Raw genomic sequence first — 18,895 nt, 5'->3', positions numbered from 1 at the left:
ATTAATTCTTTGCGCAAGCTCATCTAAGCATCGGATGACTGACCACTTAATTTAAGCACAATTCTTTAACAAAAAAATAAAAGGACCAGTTAAACTGATCCTTTTATATCTTTAAAAACTATTCTTGAGCAGCAAGTCTCTTGTAGTTTTCTAATCTTTCCATTGCATCTTGGTAAGTCTTTTCAAATAAAGCATCTGCAGCTTCTGGGAATGCCTTAGCAAGTGAAGCATATCTTACTTCGCCCATTAAGAATGACTTAAAGTCAGCAGTTGGTTCCTTAGAATCAAGAGAGAATGTCTTCTTTCCTTGTTCCTTAAGAGCTGGGTTAAATCTGTACATAGCCCAGTATCCTGACTCAACAGCTTTCTTAGCTTCTAATTGGCTGTTACCCATACCAGCTTTTAATCCATGGTTTATACATGGAGCATAAGCTATTATTAATGATGGACCTGGATAAGCTTCAGCTTCAGCTATAGCTTTAAGAGTTTGGTTCTTATCTGCACCCATAGAAATCTGAGCAACATATACGTAACCATAGCTCATAGCCATCATTCCAAGATCTTTCTTCTTAGTTCTCTTACCACTAGCAGCAAACTTAGCTATTGCAGCAGCTGGAGTTGACTTAGATGATTGTCCACCAGTATTTGAGTAAACTTCTGTATCAAATACAAGAACATTTATATCTTCTCCTGATGCAAGAACGTGGTCTAATCCACCGAAGCCGATATCGTAAGCCCAACCGTCTCCACCGAAGATCCATTGTGATCTCTTAACTAAGAAATCTTTTTCTTTTAATATTTCTTTTGCTATTTCAGCAGTTTCAGTTTCTAAAGCAGCGATAACTCTGTTAGCTCTGTCTCTAGTACCTTCACCGTTGTTTATGTTTTCTAACCAGTCAGCTAAAGCAGCCTTAGTTGTTTCACTTAAATCAGCTTCTAAAGCAGATTTAACTGTTACAGCTAATCTTTCTCTTATAGCAGCAACTCCAAGATACATACCCATTCCAAATTCAGCATTGTCTTCGAATAATGAGTTTGCCCATGCTGGACCATGTCCATTATGGTTCTTAGTGTATGGAGTTGAAGGAGCAGATCCTCCCCAAATTGATGAACATCCAGTAGCATTAGCTACCATCATTCTATCACCAAATAATTGAGTTACAAGCTTAGCGTATGGAGTTTCTCCACAACCAGCACAAGCACCTGAGAACTCAAGTAATGGTTGTTCAAATTGGCTTCCCTTTAATGTGTTCTTGTTCATTGGGTTAGCTTTTGGAGCAACCTTTTCAGTAGCATATTCCCAAGTTGGTATTTCAACGTGTTGTGATTCTTGTGGCTTCATGATTAGAGCCTTTTCTGGTGCTGGACAAACCTGAGCACAGTTTCCACAACCTGAACAATCAAGTGGGCTTATAGCCATTGTGAATGACATTGGTTCAGCAGTCTTAAGAGCCTTAGCTGGAACTATCTTCATTCCTTCTGGAGCATTGTTCTTTTCAGTCTCATTTAATAAGAATGGTCTGATTACAGCATGTGGACATACATATGAACATTGGTTACATTGTATACACTTGTCTGCTTGCCATTCTGGTACGTTTATAGCTATACCTCTCTTTTCGTAAGCAGCTGTACCATTTTCGAAAGTACCATCTTCCATTCCGCCTAAGAATGCAGAAACTGGAAGTGAATCTCCTTCTTGTCTGTTCATTGGTTCAACTATCTTAGTTACGAATTCTGGCTTAACCTTTGCTTCTGCAACTTCTGCATCAACAGCATTAGCCCAGCTAGCAGGTACTTCTATAGCAACAATTGAGTCAACACCCTTGTCTATAGCAGCGTTATTCATATCTACAACGTTTTGTCCCTTTTTACCATATGAAGAAACAACAGCGTCCTTTAAGTACTTAATTGCATCTTCTACAGGGATTATATCAGCTAGTTTGAAGAATGCTGATTGCATTATCATGTTTATTCTTCCACCAAGACCGATTTCTTGAGCTATCTTAACAGCATTTAAAGTATAGAACTTGATGTTGTTAGAAGCTATATATCTCTTGTAGCTTGCTGGTAATTTTTCTTCTAATTCTTCTGGTGACCAGATAGTGCTAAGTAAGAATGTTCCATTCTTCTTTAATCCATCTAATACATTGTACTTGTACACATATGATTGATTATGACAAGCAACGAAATCAGCCTTGTTTATTAAGTAAGGTGATTTTATAGCCTTCTTACCAAATCTTAAGTGAGATACAGTTATACCACCAGATTTCTTTGAATCATAAGCAAAGTAACCTTGAGCATACATATCTGTATGATCTCCGATTATCTTTATAGCACTCTTGTTAGCACCAACAGTACCATCTGATCCAAGTCCCCAGAACTTACATGCTTTAGTTCCTTCTGGAGTAGTATCTATATCATTGCTTACAGCATCTAATGATGTATTAGTAACATCATCAACTATAGCAACTGTAAATCCATCTTTAGGCTCGTTCTTAGCTAAGTTTTCATAAACTGCAACTATGTGAGCTGGAACAGTATCCTTTGAACCTAAACCATATCTTCCTCCAACTATAACTGGAGCATTTTCTTTTCCGTAGAAAGCATTCTTAACTTCTAGGAATAATGGTTCAGCAGCTGATCCTGGTTCCTTAGTTCTATCTAAAACAGCTATCTTCTTAACTGTTGAAGGTATAACCTTTAACATTCTTTCAACTGAGAATGGTCTGAATAATCTAACCTTTACTAGACCAACTTTGTTTCCATTTGCATTTAAGTAATCTATAGTTTCTTCTACAAGGTCAGTAACTGATCCCATAGCAACTATAATTCTGTCAGCATCTGGTGCTCCATAGTAATCGAAGCAATGATACTCTCTACCAGTTAACTTAGTCATTTCAGCCATGTAGCCTTCAACCATTTCTGGTACTGCATCATAGAATTTATTAACAACTTCTCTTTCTTGGAAGTATACATCTGGATTTTGTGCTGTTCCTCTTGTTACTGGATGATCTGGGTTTAAAGCTCTTCTTCTGAATGCTTCTACAGCTTCAGTATCAAGAAGTTTAGCAAGTTCATCATACTCTAAAACTTCTATCTTTTGTATTTCATGTGATGTTCTGAATCCATCAAAGAAATTAACAAATGGTATTCTTGATTTTATAGCTGTAAGGTGAGCAACAGCTGATAAATCCATAACTTCTTGTACTGATCCTTCAGCTAACATTGCAAAACCAGTTTGTCTTGCAGCCATAACGTCTTGATGGTCACCGAATATATTTAATGAATTTGCAGCTAAAGCTCTAGCTGAAACATGGAATACTCCTGGTAATAACTCACCAGCAATCTTATACATATTTGGTATCATTAATAATAAACCTTGAGAAGCTGTAAATGTAGTAGTTAAAGCTCCTGCTTGTAATGAACCGTGAACTGCACCAGCAGCACCTGCTTCTGATTGCATCTCCATTACCTTAACTGTTTGTCCAAATATGTTCTTTCTTCCTTGAGCGACCCATTCATCAACATGTTCTGCCATTGGTGATGATGGAGTGATTGGATAGATAGCTGCTACGTCTGTAAATGCATATGCTATGTGAGCTGCAGCAGTATTACCATCCATAGTTTTCATCTTTCTAATTGCCATCGCGCTGACCCCTCTTTCTTAAATTGTTTTATGATATTTGTTTTGTATGATGAGATATTCTAAAAATAAATTTTAGAAAAATAAGATTGACTGTTATTTTTGATTATTAGTGAAAGTTTTATTTTGCAAGTTGTTCTCCTAGCACCTTCGCCTTTTCAAGCTGAGCATCACTAGGCGACTCTTTAACTGCAAGAATATCAATTACATCAAACCCATAATCTTTCATTCTATCTGACCAATCGATTATGAATTGACCTTCATCCCAACCGTATGATCCAAATAAAACTAGTTTCTTACCATTATTAGGCAACAACTTGAATTGGTTTATGTAAGGTTCCATCTCCTGTTGTTCAATTCTATTATTGTCCATTGATGGACTTCCAAAAGCAACGGAATCAGCATTCATAACATCTTCAACAGTAGCATCAGTTACATGCTTTATAGTTACTTGCGCTCCATTTTCAGTAGCACTAGCCGCTATCGTATCTGCTAAAACTTCTACATTGCCCCCGTTACTCCAGTAAATTATTGATACTTTCTTCATCGTAACAGCACCTCATTTGCTTGTTAAATTCTTAACAACTTCTTGTGGCTACAAATCTGCCCTTTGTCCACATAAATATTATACAGTATGGAAATTATTTTTCAAGTTTCATATTTTAATATATTTACGAAAATAATTCTTAAACAGCAGAAACTTGCCTAATACCGCCTATTTTCATTATAAAATCCCTTGATTGCTTGTTAATGCTATTTATTATGAAAAATCATTTTTTTGTTTAAATTTTCTCTCAATTCCGCATTTTTAGAAATATTATTCTCGAAAGTACAAAGACTTCCCTTATTAGTTAAGCAAAGCCAGTATACAACATGAATTAAAAAAAATTAAAAAATTTACGTTTCTATGTTAATTGCTCTTTTTTCCTTTTACTGCTTCTAAAATTACAGCTACTATATTAGAAACGCCATTTTTCCCATGACTTTCTCTCATATTTTTTATAAATTTATTTTTATCTTTTGCTAATAGGTCTAATTGTTCAATAAGTTTTTCCTTAGTTAGCTCTTCATCTTGGATAACTAAACTATACCCATTCTGTTTAAAGGAGTCTGCATTCAACACCTGATCTCCCCTACTAACTTTAGCTGATAGAGGTACAAGTATGTTTGGTTTCTTTAGCGCCAATACTTCCCATATTGTATTAGCTCCGGCTCTTGAAATAATAAAATCAGCAGCATTCATTAAATCTGGAAGCTCTTCTGAAACATATTCAAATTGAACATATCCCTTTAACTCCTCATATTTTGGTTCTAAGTTTCCTTTTCCACAGATATGAATAATATTATATTTTTTAAGCAGCTCATCTAAAGAGCTTCTTATGGCTTCATTTATAGCTCTTGATCCAAGACTTCCACCAATTATAAATAAAACAGGTTTATCATCAGTAAAACCGCAAACTTTTTTCCCCTTTAACCTGCTTCCATCAAAAAGTTCTTTTCTTATAGGTGTACCAGTATATACCCCTTTATTATCCTTTATGTATTTTAAACTTTCTGGAAAAGTCACGCATAATTTATCGCAAAAAGGAGCTGCAAGTTTGTTTGCAAGCCCTGGAGTCATGTCAGATTCATGAGTGACAACTGGAATTTTTTTTATAGATGCGGCTATAACAACAGGAACAGTAACAAAGCCTCCCTTAGAAAAAACTACATCAGGCTTTTCTTTTGCTATTATTTTATAAGCTTCTAGCATTCCCTTCAACACTTTGAATGGATCCGAAAAGTTTTTTAAATCAAAATATCTTCTGAGCTTACCACTAGATATACCAAAATACTCTATATTGGCTTTTTTGATTATATCCTTTTCTATTCCGTCTTTACTACCAATATACTTTATATCAAAATTTTCTTTTAAAAGCTCTGGAACTAAAGCTAAATTAGGAGTAACATGCCCAGCTGTTCCTCCTCCAGTCATAATAATTTTATATTTTTTCAAAAAATCATCCCCTTAAAACTTTGCACTATTTCAATTATAACCATCTATATTATATTAAAATCCTTGAAAAAGATGAACTTATTTTTTTATTTAATTTCAACAATAATATCAAACATAGCTATAAACAAGTATATGCTTGAACTAGGAAAAAGTAAAAAACTATACACTAATTGCTAAACTAGCATCTTACAAGTACAAGCATATAATATTTACTTTTTGCAATACTATTAGTATGTTTCAATAAATCTCAAGCTTATTAGCCAATAATACTTTTCTACATTATTCAAAAGTATTGATACATTAGTTTTGATTCCCACTACCGCCACAGTAATAAATATAAAAAACTAATTAATGTAAAGGGGAGATTGTAATGCCAGGAAAGATATTAATACCAGATAGCAAAAGTGGATTAGCTAAATTTAAATACGAAATAGCACGAGAACTTGGAGTTCCAATTTCAGAAGCTGACGGCCATGTATCCGCAAACCAGTGCGGTAAAGTTGGAGGTGCCATGGTAAAAAAAATGATAGAAGATTACGAAAAAAGTTTATAACTTCTTATCTTTTTATATTTTTAACTTCTTAAGAATTTATAGTGATAATGCGGGTTACAACACATTTGCAGAATTTCATAGAACATAAATAAAACTTTAGGAAACATAAAGATTAATATAAAAGCAGAAGCAGTGCATATCAAAAAACTTCTTGTATGCACTGCTTTTTTTATAAATACTCATCATAAAACAGCATCTTATCTTACAATAATAACTACAACCTTATACTCTTTATTATAACTTGAAGACTCTTATTCCCATTGTATTCATTAACAGATGGATAGAAAAGAAAATCCATTTTGAAGTTGCAGAAGGAACTATCTAAAATATTTAAAAATGCCTCTTCACCATACTTATCAATAAACTGCTCTCTAAAATCTTCGTACTTATTAAAGCATATGCCATCCATGCTATAGTTACTACCTAATATCTTAAATCTAAATTTCAATATATTTTTTTCTTTTCCTATAGTCCAAAGCCTTAATACTTCAACGTTCTTCTCACCAAATATAGGCGTAGTATTTCCTTTACCAAAGGGTTCTAGTTCGTCAAGTTCATTAACCACTTGCTCATTAATGTAGGATAACGGAAGTTTTAGATCTATTCTGATCTTAGGAACAATATCTTCATCCTTTAACCTACAGGTCTTTAATAACTTCTCTCTCAGTTTAGGTATGTTATCTAGTTCTATAGATAAACCAGCAGCCATGGGATGCCCTCCAAACTTATCCAAGTACTCCTTGCAGTTTGAAAGTTCTTCAAACATATTGTATTCTTCTATTGATCTTCCTGAACCTTTTGCCATCTCTTTACCCTTGGTCAAAACTATAGCCGGTACATTATACTTTTCTCTTATCCTTCCAGCCACTATGCCAGCTATGCTTTCATGTATTCTGTCATTATATACGACTAACACCTTATCTTTTGTCATATTGTTGTGTTCTATCTGACGCTCAATAAGCTCTACACTCTCAGTAGTCATATCCTGCCTTCTTTGATTCAGCTCATGTAACTCCTTAGCAAGTTCATTTGCTCTTTCTGCATCCCTTGTAAGTAAAAGTTCCACAGATAAATCAGCAGTTTCAAGCCTTCCTGTAGCATTTACACATGGACCTATTATAAACCCTAAATGATATGCACTTATAGTTTTTTCCTCTAAGTTAGTTTGTTGCATCAAAGCCTTAAGTCCCAAGTTTTCAGTTTTATTTATTCTTTTAAGCCCTTCTTTTACTATGATTCTATTCTCATCAACCAGATCAACTACATCACATACCGTAGCGATGGCTGCAAATTCTAAAAGTTCATATGACTTTTCCTTAGACATACCTAAAGCTTCATAAAGGCACTGAACAAACTTAAGAGCCACCCCAGCACCACATAGTTTTTTAAATGGATATCCGCAATCTGGTCTCTTTGGATTTACAACAGCATCAGCTTCTGGAAACTTTTCTACCACTGTTCCATCAGCTTCTTTAAAAATCGGTATATCATGATGATCTGTTATTATAACCTCCATCCCTAACTCTTTTGCTAGTTCCACTTGTTCAAAGGCCGCTATGCCATTGTCACAGGTTATAATAAGTTCATAACCTTCCTCTTTTAACTTTCTTATTCTATTGCTATTCATACCATAGCCTTCATCCTCACGATTAGGTATATAGTAGCTAAAATTAGCCTTACAGTTTCTTAGTGCATTATTAAAAATTACAGTACTGTTTACTCCATCACAATCATAATCTCCATAAATCACGATCTTGCTATTGCTATGGATAGCACTCTTTACCATAGCTACAGCTTTATCCATATCCTTCATTAAGTGGCCATCGTACAAGTCTTCTATAGTCCCAAACAAGAATTTTCTTGCTTGCTTTAAGTCACTTATTTCTCTGTTTACCAATAGTCTAGAAGTAAATTGACTTATGTTCAATTCCCTGACTAAGCTATTAGCCTCTGCTATTCCTTTGTTTATTAAAAGCCAATTTTCACTCATACATCTCTCCATCACCATAGTACTTGCTTTGAACCATTGACAAGCACCTTTGTTATAACCTCTATTATATCTTTAATTTCTAATTTGTAATTAAATTTTAATTCAGCGTCTACTAAAGCTCCGTCACCGTGCATGATCTCATAGGTAGTTAGCCTATTAGCTAGAACTATACTTCTTTCAAGTTCTAAGGACCTTTTTAGTTTAAGCCTTTTTATTAAAAACGCCATATCTTCTTCACTTAGTTTCCCAAAGTTTTTAGGTGCTGTATGGATTAGGTCATCTATTATATTAATAGTCTTTTCAACATTGATTTTTGAAGTGCTACAGTTTATAGAATACAACTTTATTCCCTTTTCATTCTTTACTACGCTAGAAACCTCATAAGCTAATCCATTTTTAGTCCTAACTTCATCAAAAATCCTAGAACTTACCCCTTCACCAAACCAAGTATTAAACACCCTAAGAGCTTCAACTTCTTTATGACTAAGCATGCTTATGTCAAATATATATTGTAACTTAGCTCCTTCAAAGCCTTCTATCTCTTTATAGTACGCGCCTTGTCTTATAGCTTCATTAGCAACTATAATCTCAGTATAAGTACCTTTAAATTCTTTGAATCTAGGTTCTACCACATCAATAACTTCTTTTAACGGCATACTGGATACTACTGAAATCACACAGTTTTCTGGCACATAATATTTATTATAAAACCTTTTTAGTTCATCTAGTGTAATATTCCTTATAGATTCCTCTGTACCTATTATTATTTCTTTAATTCTTTTACTTCCATAAGAATTAAACAGTATTTCATCTTCGCAATACTGTTCAAAATCTTCCTTCCATTCCTTGCATTCCTGAAGTATTACATTCCTCTCTTCTTTAAAACCAACTTCACTTAAGGCCGGATTTATTACTATATCTGAGTATAAAGAAAAAGCTTCTACAAAATCTTCATTAGCGGTGGTTCCATAGTATATACAGTATGGAAAATTAGTCATTGCGTTATTAAAACCAAATAGTCTATCGCTTCTTAAATTAATTTCCTCTTCATTTAACTCAGACGTTCCTTTAAAAAGCATGTGTTCAAGAGCATGAGCAGTTCCTAAGTTAAATTCCTGTTCCATATTAGCTCCCGCTTCAAATCCAATACAAAATGAAGTGATATCAGCACTTCTATACTCATATAAAAGCCTAACACCATTATCTAAAATTATTTTCTCCATAAAAACCTCCAAGAGAGAATTTAAAAGTTCCTAGAGGATTTCCCCTAGGAACAAAAATATTTATGTTTTAAAGACCGTATTAAAAAGAACATAACTTTTAAAATTTATTTAGCTGACAGAAGTTTTACAATCTGCTATCCATCAAAAAGTTGTACATCATACCTTCTCTTAAGTCATCAGCCTCTGTGTCGCAACCTAACTTCTCAAGTAGTTTATAAGAAAAAGGTAATGCAGTTGCAGGGCCTCTACTAGTTATAATATTTCCATCAACCACAACTAATTCATCTTTGTAAATACAATGCTCTAATTGCTTATCAAAAGAAGGATATGAGGTAACAAGCTTACCGTCAATTATCCCAGCCTTAGCTAAGACTATTGGCGCAGCACATATTGCTGCAACTATTCTTCCTGAAGCATAATAATCCTTAACAAGATCTACTACTCTTATGTTCTCTTTCAAATTAGCTGCTCCAGGCATTCCTCCTGGTAGCACTATAGCATCATAACTATTTAAGTTTTCATCATCCAAGGTAATATCTGCCACAACCACTATATCATGAGAGCCAGATACTTCTCTCTCTTTAATACTACAGGTATCACATTGAACATTAGCTCTTCTAAGTACATCCACTACAGTTAGCGCTTCAATCTCTTCAAAGCCCTCTGCAAGTAATAATAAAACTTTTTTCATAGAATACCTCCTATTTAAGCTGTACCTCTTTTATATATTCATTAGGCACTACAGAAAATACACAGTTCCCTCTGCCTGCTCTGTTCTGTATTTTAATATCATTAAGCATAAGTTCTTTTTTCTCACCAATACTTGAAACCAATATAACTTTTTCTGCATAAGTTACTTCTACAGCAACTTCATTATACCCCTTGTTATTTTTAGTTTCAATAACAGACTTTAAAACTGTTCCAAATACAAGCTGATCATCTTCTTTTAAGCTTATGCCAGTGACCCCTGAAGCTACCCTTCCCATTGGAGATACGTTCTCTTCAACAAATCTTATCAACATTCCTCTTTTAGTTACCATCAATATATCTATACCGGCAATATTATCATAAACTTTTACAGCAGCTAGTTCATCTTTATCAGTCTTCAACTTGTATGCCACTAAAGAATTAGCGTTTCCTTCAAATTCTTTCATCAATGTCTTCTTTACAAAACCATTTTTACTAAAGAATATTACAGATTTTTTATCATTAAAGTCCTTTTCTGAGTATACACTGATTACCTCTTCATTATCGTCAAAGCCATCAACTAATAGGCTTATATTAATTTCTTCTGACAGGTTTTGTATCATATAACTAGGTATCTTATAAACATTTCCCTTTGAGGTAAATATCATGATCTGTTCATTAGAAACCGTAGCGGTTTTCATAAATGCATCTCTTGCTGCTTTTTGGTAAACCTTCAAGTTGCCTTTTTTATTGACTCCAACAACAAAATCAGCAAAATCATATTCATTTACATACTCAACCAAAGAAATCTCGTCTTCTTGACTTATTGTACTTAGCTGTACCCCAATTATATTTCTGTCTACAGCCTCTAGTATAGGCTCTTCAACCTTGAAATCTAATCCTAGTTTAGTCTTTATATGAATAACTTTCTCCTCTTCATTAGCCTCTACTAAGCTTACATGAACAAGCTTCTCATTGTCCTTAAGTCTTATTGCTAAAAGCTTTGAATAAGCAGTAATAAATTTGTCCATAGAAGTTTTCTTTATAACAGACTTAGAAGTAATAAACTTAAATAGCTTACTTGGACTAAAGTTATCAACTGAAAGCGCCATAACAACACTTTCTTCTTCTAAGGATAGCCCTCTTATTATGTCATCTACCCTTTCACCTTTATCTTTCCACTTATATTCAGGTATAAGATTACATTTGACCTGATACATATTTCCTTTATCCGTAAAGAAAATTAGACTATCCTTTGTATTGGAACTAAATATATATTTGAGATAATCGCCTTCTCTATACTCTATATCTTCTGGATTAGAGTTGGATCTATTATAAGATTTTAGCGGAACTCTTTTTATGAATCCGTCATTCGAAAGAGTTACCATAACATCTTCTTCTATAATAAGCTCTTCTATATCTATCTTAGCCTCACTGTCGTCTTCTATAATGGCAGTTCTTCTAGGGCTAGCAAACTTATCAGTAACTTCTTTAAGTTCTTCCTTAACTACTTTTAGAAGCTCGCCTTCATCACTTAATATCTTCCTTAAGGCTTTTATTATCTTTTCTAATTCTTTATGTTCCTTTTGGAACTCCTTTATTTCAAGACCAGTCAATCTATAAAGCATAAGCTCTAATATTGCCTCAGCCTGTATTTCAGTAAATCCAAACCTAGCTATTAAGTTTATAGAAGCATCTTTTTTTGACTTTGATGCCCTTATAGTCTCTATGATTTGATCCATTATATCTATGGCTTTTATAAATCCTTCAACTATATGGAATCTCTTTTCTGCTACTTCTAGTTCTCTTATAGTCCTTCTTCTAACAATATCCTTCTGATGATTAACATAATGTCTAATTATAGTTTTTAGCCCCATAGTCTCCGGCTTTCCATCTGCCAAGGCAACCATGTTAAAACTAATATTACATTGAAGATCTGTCTTTTTAAACAGATACTTGAGAACTTTATCTGCAACAGTTTCATCTGCATTTTTTCTAAGTTCTATAACTGCTCTTATACCAGTTCTATCAGACTCATCTCTTATATCTGTAATAGCTTCTAAAGCCTTAGAATGTCTTTTATCTCCAGTCATCTCTGAAATAAGCTGCAGTAGTTTAGCCTTATTTCTTCTATACGGGAACTCTGTTATCACTATACCTATTCTGCCATTGTCAAGCTTCTCTATAGTTGTCTTAGCTCTTAAAGAAACCTTTCCCTCCCCAGTTTCATAGGCTGAAAGCATAGAGTTTTTACCTATAAGTATACCGCCTGTAGGAAGATCTGGCCCCTTCACGAACTGCATCAATTCCTTTGTAGTTATCTCTGGGTTTTCAATATAAGCTAAAACTCCATCAGAAACTTCTTTAAGATTGTGAGGAGGTATATTAGTTGCAAGACCAACGGCTATACCAAAGGCACCGTTAACTAAAAGATTAGGATATCTACTAGGCAAAACCTTAGGTTCCAAATCTGTATCTGAGTAGTTAGGAACCATATCTACTATTCCTTTATCTATGTCCTTAATCATTTCCATAGCGATAGGCGCAAGTCTCGCCTCTGTGTACCTCATTGCTGCAGCACTATCACCATCAATAGATCCCCAGTTTCCATGTCCATCTATTAACGGTTCCCTAGTTGTGAAGTTTTGAGCAAGTATTACCATAGCCTCGTAAACTGATGAGTCACCATGAGGATGGAACTTACCTAATATATCTCCTACTATTCTTGCAGATTTATAGTAAGGTTTATCCGGAAATGCTCTTAGAAGATATGCTCCATACAAAATTCTTCTGTGAACAGGTTTAAGTCCATCTCTTACATCTGGCAGTGCTCTATCCTTAGCCACCTCTACTGCATATGGTAAATAGTTGTCAGGCATCGCCTCTTCTATAGCTATTGGAATTATATTATTATCCTTTGGAATTGCCTCATTCTTTTTTGCCATAAAGTTATTCCCCCCGTCTAAAACTCAGCATATTTATACAAATAGTTTTTTCTTGGTTCAACCACATCTCCCATTAATAAAGACACCATTTTTTCAGCCTTTGCCGCATCATCTATATTAACTTGGTAAAGAGTTCTTGTTTCTGGGTTTAAGGTTGTATCCCATAACTGCTCAGGATTCATCTCTCCTAATCCTTTATATCTTTGTATCAATGCGCCTTTTCCAACCTTTTTCTTTGCTTTTTCAAGTTCTTCGTCGCTGTAAGCATATTGAAAAACTTCTCCGCTTTTTGTATTCTTGTAGACCTTATATAGCGGAGGCTGAGCCAAGTAAAGATGTCCATTCGCAATAAGTGGTCTCATATATCTATAAATATATGTCATCCATAAGGTTCTAATATGATAGCCATCAACATCGGCATCACTCATTATTATGATTTTATCATACTTTAAATCCTTCTCTTTGTAATTATCTAGCGTACCTGTACCTATGGCTGCATTAAAGATCTTTAACTCTTCACTGGCAAGAACATTTTCTAGCTTTTGCTTTTCTGTATTCATTATCTTACCTTTAGAAGGCATTATTGTCTGAAATCTTCTATCTCTTGCTTGTTTAGCAGATCCTCCAGCGGAATCTCCCTCAACCACTATGAACTCAGTATGTGTATTATCTTTTAGTGTACACACAGCTATCTTACCAGCTAGAGGTGCTGTACCTTTACCTATCTTTTTCTTCTCAGCCTCGTTTATCTTTCTAATCTTTTCTCTTCTCGCTGCTGCATCAAGAGCATTATTGATTATGGCTGTTGCAATTTCTTTGTTATCTTCAATCCACTCTGAAAATCGTATGTAAGCAAGCTCATTCATCATAGTATAAGCTTCGTTATTACCTAGCTTTGTTTTAGTCTGACCTTCAAACATAGGATTAGATATCTTTATTCTTACTATGGCAGTCATACCTTCTCTAAGGTCGTCACCTTCGAACTCTTTATCCTTTTCCTTAACTAGTCCTAGTTTCTTTGTCCATTCTTTAAAAGCCCTAGTCATTCCAGTCTTAAATCCAGTTTCATGAGTCCCTGCTTCAGTGGTAGGAATATTATTTACATAACTAGCTATATACTCAGTAGAAGAGTCTGTAAATTGTATGCATGCTTCTCCATACATCTTCAAACCGTCTATTTCCTTATCTCCGTCAAATAATATTGGTGTTGGATGAATAGGTGTTTTACTCTCATTTAAGTAGTCTATAAAGTCTAATAGACCTCTCTCTGAATAGTATTCTTTTTCAACTCTTTCTTCTTTTCTATCATCTATAAACTGAAGTCTTATTCCTTTATTCTGAAATGCTAATTCCTGTAATCTTTCATCTATAACATCAAACTTAAAATCTGTACTGGAGAACACTTCATCATCTGGCATAAAAGTAACCTTAGTACCAGTCTTATCAGTATCACCTATTACCTCTAACTTAGTTACAGGCGTTCCAGGCATAAGCTTCTTTAGTTGCTTATCCATAGCATACTCAAATCTTTGTTTGTATATCTTTCCATTTTGATATACCTCTACTTCTAGCCACTTTGATAGGGCATTTACTACTGCTGCTCCTACACCATGAAGACCTCCAGAAGTCTTATAATTTTTATTATTAAACTTTCCTCCTGTATGGAGTTCAGTATATACCATTTCAACACCAGACTTTTTCTTTATAGGATGTATTCCTGTAGGAACTCCCCTCCCATTATCAAGAACAGTTACACTCTTATCTTTATTCAAAATAACCACTGCTCTATCACCAAAACCATTTGTTATTTCATCAATAGCATTGTCTAGCACTTCCCAAACACAATGATGAAGTCCCTTGCTACCAGTAGAACCAATATACATACCTGGTCTTATTCTTACTGGCTCAAGTTTTTCAAGTGAAGTTAAGTCTGTAACATCATAACTGCTATTTAAAATTTCCTTTTCCATATTTAACCTCCAAAGTGATTTATACCTATATATAACATCTTATATATTAATTTTTCGTATCCACCGCTTAAACCCTTAAATCCTTTTAAACTTTACTTCCTCATTAAGAAAGTATAAATAATTTCCTCCTTGGTGTCAAACATTTGTTCGCATGCATTGTAAAGATAGAAATTAATCTCAATTATTTTTCTAAAAGAGTACAAAATTATATACTACATTCTGTAATTGTAATTAATATTATTATTATAATCAAGATAATTGTAATATTTTTGCAATCACTTATATATTATTATCTTGCTTCCAGTATAATTTAAGCATCGGATGATTTACCACTTAATTTCAACACAGTGAATTAACATATCCAAGACTTAATCTAAAGTCTAAATTTTTATCAATAAAGAGTAAAATACCCAATGCCATTGCATTGGGTATTTTATTGCTACACTTTCTTATACATCATATATTCCAATTTGTCTAACATGCTTTGTATGTGACCACTCTTTATTATTTCTATTCAATATTCCTTGTACAGTTATAGGTACCCAGGTTAAAGTATATATTCCATACAACAAATATCTAAAGAAAGCCCATGCCGAATCTTTTCCCATAGTAACCAATGTAAGAAGTATGCATGCTACATTAAACAAAAGATACATACCAGCAATAATAAAATACTGCTTTTCACCAAAAGCCTTTATTACTAACGGCATTATAATTACATTAGTAGAATATAAAACAAGTATAGCAAAAAATTTCTTAGTAAACTTCTTATCTTGTATTAGTAAAAACGGAGTTAATAAGAACTGGAACATACCGAATACTTGTATAAATCCAAAGTGAAAACTTTCAGATGCATTTTGGAATCCTTGTATCGTTGTAATACAAAGTGATATAGCTAAAAGTAATGTCATAAATGGTTGAGCAACATATAACGCACAGTCAAATGCTACGAAATTTTTATCCTTAACAGCTTTCTTAATAAGCTTAACAAAAAATCTTGACGCTACATCTGAAAAACCTTGCATCCATCTTTTTCTCTGATTCCAAGAGTCTTTTAAAGAAAGAGGCTTTTCATCAAAAACAACTGCATCATGTGCCCATCCTACCTTTTCACCGTTTAAAACGAGCTTACAGGTAAATTCTAAATCCTCCGTAAGGCAAGTAGCTCCCCACCCTAAGGTTTTAAGGACTTCTACATCCACAGCAAATCCAGTACCTCCTATTTGGTTTGACAACCCTAAGTTTGCTCTTGCCAACTGGAATGCTCTATTTGAAGACCAAAATGATACTGAATAGCTTTGAGTTATCCAAGAATCTCCTGGATTCTTACTATCCAAATATCCTTGTACAACTTTATATCCATCACACATTTTTGAGTTCATTTCTTTTATAAAATTAGGTGAAACTAAATTATCTGCATCAAATATGGCAACTGCATCATACTTCTTGTCCATTTTGAATATCTTATCGAACATCCACTCTAAGGCGTAACCTTTACCTCTTTTTTCCTTATTGTTTCTTTCGAAAACTTTAGCACCATGTTTTGCTGAAATCTCTGCTGTTTTATCGGTACAATTGTCTGCAATTACAAAAATATCATATAATTCCTTCGGATAATCCTGATGCTGCAGACTTTCTATTAGATTTGCGATAACCACTTCTTCATTATGAGCCGCAACTATCATAGCAAACTTTTTACTTGGAACATAGTTTTTGTTCTCTTTTCTTCTATAAAGTCCAAACAAGCTCAATATTAAATAATACAAAGTAAGTGTATAGACTAAGCTCTGAAATACTCTGGTTACATAATAAACAAATAAATTCCCCATGTAATTCACTCCCGTTTTTTATTAGTACCAATATACTAGAATTTATATTTTACAACAATAAACATGAAAATTCTTAGTTTAATACAGTTGAAAATCCTTATATACTATATTTCAATACCTAAAAAAAATCAAGTCTACTGATATGTAGGTTTTTATATTTTCCTATTTTAATAACACTGTTTATTTATATATAAAAAATGTAATCGTTTATTTGTTGATATTTTTATCTTTTTTTTTATTTTAAATGTCAAATTCTTATTTTCTTAAAATATTTTCCCCAAAAATCAATAATATTATTTGTAGACAAAATAAAAATGGTAGTCCATATTTGAAATACCAACGTTTAGTCTTATGTCTAAATAAATTCATTCCGATGATTTCGCCTAAACTTCCACCTATTATTCCAATTAAAAACAAGTTTTTTTCAGAAATTCTCCATTTTCTTTTTATAGCTTTTCTTTTATCGATGTACATTATAAAGAATCCAATTATATTTATAATAACAAAGTAGCCTAGTACCATATTTATTCTCCTATCATAATTAATAAGCATTCAGTGCTAAATCTTATAATTTAATCATAATTTGATATTGGGACAAGTTTAAGTCTTGTACTAAATAGTAGTAGGTGGTGATTTTATGAATAGTAAAAAACTTTATGTTATTAATAGTAATAAAGAAATATTCTACATAACCTCTAATAACTCAGAACTAGAGCTATTCAACTCCAACTTTCATAAAATTCTTCACCAAAACGTGAAATCATTTGAAGTAAAATATAACACTACTTCTATCTTCATACTATTCTATACCTTTGCTTCAAAACTAGGGTTAATAAAAATTAATCTATCACAAATAAATGAATTTGATATTACTTGGATCGAATCAAATAACTTTTCCTTTGAAAACATAAATTGCTTGTCCATGGAAATATTGGACAACCTGATCCACGTTTTCTATAGCAAAGCTAATTTAAATGATACTATAACATATATTTACCATGGAATTGTGTCAAACAGTTGTCAAATATATGAACTTTGCAAAATTAATTGTTATAAGTATGTTCGTCAATTCTATACTGCAATTTTAGATAATAAAGTAATTATGCTAATTTGTGAAAACAATAAGGACAGTCTATACTCTCTGAGAATAATTGATGAAATCTTTTTTTCTGTAATAAGATACTTTAGCCTTCCAGGTGCTTTTTCTTTAAATGTCCTTACTTCTGAGGATCAAATTGAGTTGTTTTATAATAAGATAGTTGAAAGAGATATTTTTCTTTTTCACAAGTCTATAAATATAATTAGGGACAAGTTTCTTTTTTCAGAAGAGTCATTAATAAAGCTCAAAGAAACTGTTCAGAAACCCTTAATTTCTTTTTATAAAAATAAGTTTTATATATGTTGGAGCACAAAAGAGAGAGTTTATATCACTAATTCCGAAGATTTAAGAAATTGGCCAACTACTTTTAGCTTCGATATAAAGCATAATATCCCAGGGGTAATAATAGTAAATAACAATTCTATGGAGGTTTTTACTTGCTTCTTATCTAAAAGACTTTCAACTAAAGCTGCAATATATGAACTCCAAAAAGTTAAGGGAGCACCCGTTAAAGAATCAGAATTTATAAAAGGTATGAAAAAGAATGATAGACTGATAAGCTATTTGTTATCCACCATAAACACACTTTCATTAAAGTATATTAAATTACTATATGAAAAAAATTTTGAAATAGACAACCTTAAAGCTACGCTTTCAGAAAACAATAAGAAATTTGAACGAAAAATTACTTCCCTTATGAATTTTAATAATAGAACTGTACGGTACTACGAAGGGTTAATATCAAAGCTTCTTAATATAACCCTAGAGAAGGATTCTATAATAGAAGATTTGCAGAAACTAAATAATAAGAATAATGAAGACATCAAGTAATATAGATGGCTTATAAAAGCATATTCTATACTATAACTGCTTATATCATTAAATTAAAGCTTCTATGATCTTTTTTTACATTTATCTTTATGTGTTTACTTTCAGGCTATGTTTTAAGAGTATTGTTAA

Annotated in this window: 12 protein-coding genes; 2 read left to right on the top strand and 10 right to left on the bottom strand. The window is 33.0% G+C overall.

Going from position 1 to position 18,895, the window contains the following annotated elements:
- Nucleotides 1–118 precede the first annotated feature (118 nt).
- The 3 genes from nifJ to GXK57_RS15715 form a co-directional block, all read right to left on the bottom strand.
- The gene (gene nifJ / locus GXK57_RS15725; protein ID WP_160678218.1) at nucleotides 119–3,640 is read right to left on the bottom strand and encodes a pyruvate:ferredoxin (flavodoxin) oxidoreductase; all 3,522 of its coding nucleotides are present in this window, start codon (nucleotides 3,638–3,640) and stop codon (nucleotides 119–121) included.
- Nucleotides 3,641–3,764: 124 nt separating this feature from the next.
- Entirely contained in the window at nucleotides 3,765–4,190 is a 426-nt protein-coding gene (locus GXK57_RS15720) for a flavodoxin (protein ID WP_160678210.1), read from the bottom strand.
- Between the two features lie 363 nt (nucleotides 4,191–4,553).
- Complete coding sequence (locus GXK57_RS15715; RefSeq protein ID WP_279285511.1) at nucleotides 4,554–5,639, bottom strand: undecaprenyldiphospho-muramoylpentapeptide beta-N-acetylglucosaminyltransferase; 1,086 nt, start codon at nucleotides 5,637–5,639, stop codon at nucleotides 4,554–4,556.
- Nucleotides 5,640–6,009: 370 nt separating this feature from the next.
- Between GXK57_RS15715 and GXK57_RS15710 the strand changes: the two genes are divergently transcribed.
- On the top strand, nucleotides 6,010–6,192 hold the full coding sequence (locus GXK57_RS15710) for an alpha/beta-type small acid-soluble spore protein (protein ID WP_160678208.1): 183 nt from the start codon (nucleotides 6,010–6,012) through the stop codon (nucleotides 6,190–6,192).
- Between the two features lie 214 nt (nucleotides 6,193–6,406).
- Here the strand turns inward: GXK57_RS15710 and recJ are convergent, their stop codons facing one another.
- The 7 genes from recJ to GXK57_RS15675 all read right to left on the bottom strand — a co-directional run bounded on the left by recJ (nucleotide 6,407) and on the right by GXK57_RS15675 (nucleotide 17,358).
- Nucleotides 6,407–8,182, bottom strand: coding sequence for a single-stranded-DNA-specific exonuclease RecJ (gene recJ / locus GXK57_RS15705; protein WP_160678206.1), 1,776 nt, complete (start codon nucleotides 8,180–8,182; stop codon nucleotides 6,407–6,409).
- Nucleotides 8,183–8,193: 11 nt separating this feature from the next.
- On the bottom strand, nucleotides 8,194–9,405 hold the full coding sequence (locus tag GXK57_RS15700; protein ID WP_160678204.1) for a pitrilysin family protein: 1,212 nt from the start codon (nucleotides 9,403–9,405) through the stop codon (nucleotides 8,194–8,196).
- A 124-nt stretch (nucleotides 9,406–9,529) separates the two neighbouring features.
- Nucleotides 9,530–10,096: a DJ-1 family glyoxalase III gene (locus GXK57_RS15695; RefSeq protein WP_160678202.1), complete on the bottom strand. Its 567-nt coding sequence runs from the start codon at nucleotides 10,094–10,096 to the stop codon at nucleotides 9,530–9,532.
- Between the two features lie 10 nt (nucleotides 10,097–10,106).
- Nucleotides 10,107–13,037: a DNA topoisomerase IV subunit A gene (locus GXK57_RS15690; protein ID WP_160678200.1), complete on the bottom strand. Its 2,931-nt coding sequence runs from the start codon at nucleotides 13,035–13,037 to the stop codon at nucleotides 10,107–10,109.
- 17 nt (nucleotides 13,038–13,054) lie between these two features.
- On the bottom strand, nucleotides 13,055–15,007 hold the full coding sequence (locus GXK57_RS15685) for a DNA topoisomerase IV subunit B (protein WP_160678198.1): 1,953 nt from the start codon (nucleotides 15,005–15,007) through the stop codon (nucleotides 13,055–13,057).
- 449 nt (nucleotides 15,008–15,456) lie between these two features.
- A complete protein-coding gene (locus GXK57_RS15680; protein ID WP_160678196.1) occupies nucleotides 15,457–16,836 on the bottom strand; it encodes a glycosyltransferase family 2 protein in 1,380 nt (459 codons plus the stop codon).
- Between the two features lie 255 nt (nucleotides 16,837–17,091).
- Nucleotides 17,092–17,358 carry a DUF1294 domain-containing protein gene (locus GXK57_RS15675; protein ID WP_243156451.1) on the bottom strand — a complete coding sequence of 89 codons (267 nt, stop codon included), beginning with the start codon at nucleotides 17,356–17,358 and terminating at the stop codon, nucleotides 17,092–17,094.
- 115 nt (nucleotides 17,359–17,473) lie between these two features.
- Between GXK57_RS15675 and GXK57_RS15670 the strand changes: the two genes are divergently transcribed.
- The gene (locus tag GXK57_RS15670; protein ID WP_160678191.1) at nucleotides 17,474–18,766 is read left to right on the top strand and encodes a hypothetical protein; all 1,293 of its coding nucleotides are present in this window, start codon (nucleotides 17,474–17,476) and stop codon (nucleotides 18,764–18,766) included.
- Nucleotides 18,767–18,895: the final 129 nt, after the last annotated feature.

Source organism: Clostridium sp. C8-1-8, assembly GCF_009928445.1.
Classification (GTDB): Bacteria; Bacillota; Clostridia; order Clostridiales; family Clostridiaceae; genus Clostridium_AR.
This window is presented reverse-complemented; position numbering and strand designations above follow the sequence as displayed.

Excerpts from the sequence above, each read along its gene's own strand:
- GXK57_RS15720 (WP_160678210.1), bottom strand. The coding sequence starts at position 4,190 with ATGAAGAAAGTATCAATAATTTACTGGAGTAACGGGGGCAATGTAGAA.
- GXK57_RS15710 (WP_160678208.1), top strand. The coding sequence starts at position 6,010 with ATGCCAGGAAAGATATTAATACCAGATAGCAAAAGTGGATTAGCTAAA.
- recJ (WP_160678206.1), bottom strand. The coding sequence starts at position 8,182 with ATGAGTGAAAATTGGCTTTTAATAAACAAAGGAATAGCAGAGGCTAAT.
- GXK57_RS15700 (WP_160678204.1), bottom strand. The coding sequence starts at position 9,405 with ATGGAGAAAATAATTTTAGATAATGGTGTTAGGCTTTTATATGAGTAT.
- GXK57_RS15695 (WP_160678202.1), bottom strand. The coding sequence starts at position 10,096 with ATGAAAAAAGTTTTATTATTACTTGCAGAGGGCTTTGAAGAGATTGAA.
- GXK57_RS15690 (WP_160678200.1), bottom strand. The coding sequence starts at position 13,037 with ATGGCAAAAAAGAATGAGGCAATTCCAAAGGATAATAATATAATTCCA.
- GXK57_RS15685 (WP_160678198.1), bottom strand. The coding sequence starts at position 15,007 with ATGGAAAAGGAAATTTTAAATAGCAGTTATGATGTTACAGACTTAACT.
- GXK57_RS15680 (WP_160678196.1), bottom strand. The coding sequence starts at position 16,836 with ATGGGGAATTTATTTGTTTATTATGTAACCAGAGTATTTCAGAGCTTA.
- GXK57_RS15675 (WP_243156451.1), bottom strand. The coding sequence starts at position 17,358 with ATGGTACTAGGCTACTTTGTTATTATAAATATAATTGGATTCTTTATA.
- GXK57_RS15670 (WP_160678191.1), top strand. The coding sequence starts at position 17,474 with ATGAATAGTAAAAAACTTTATGTTATTAATAGTAATAAAGAAATATTC.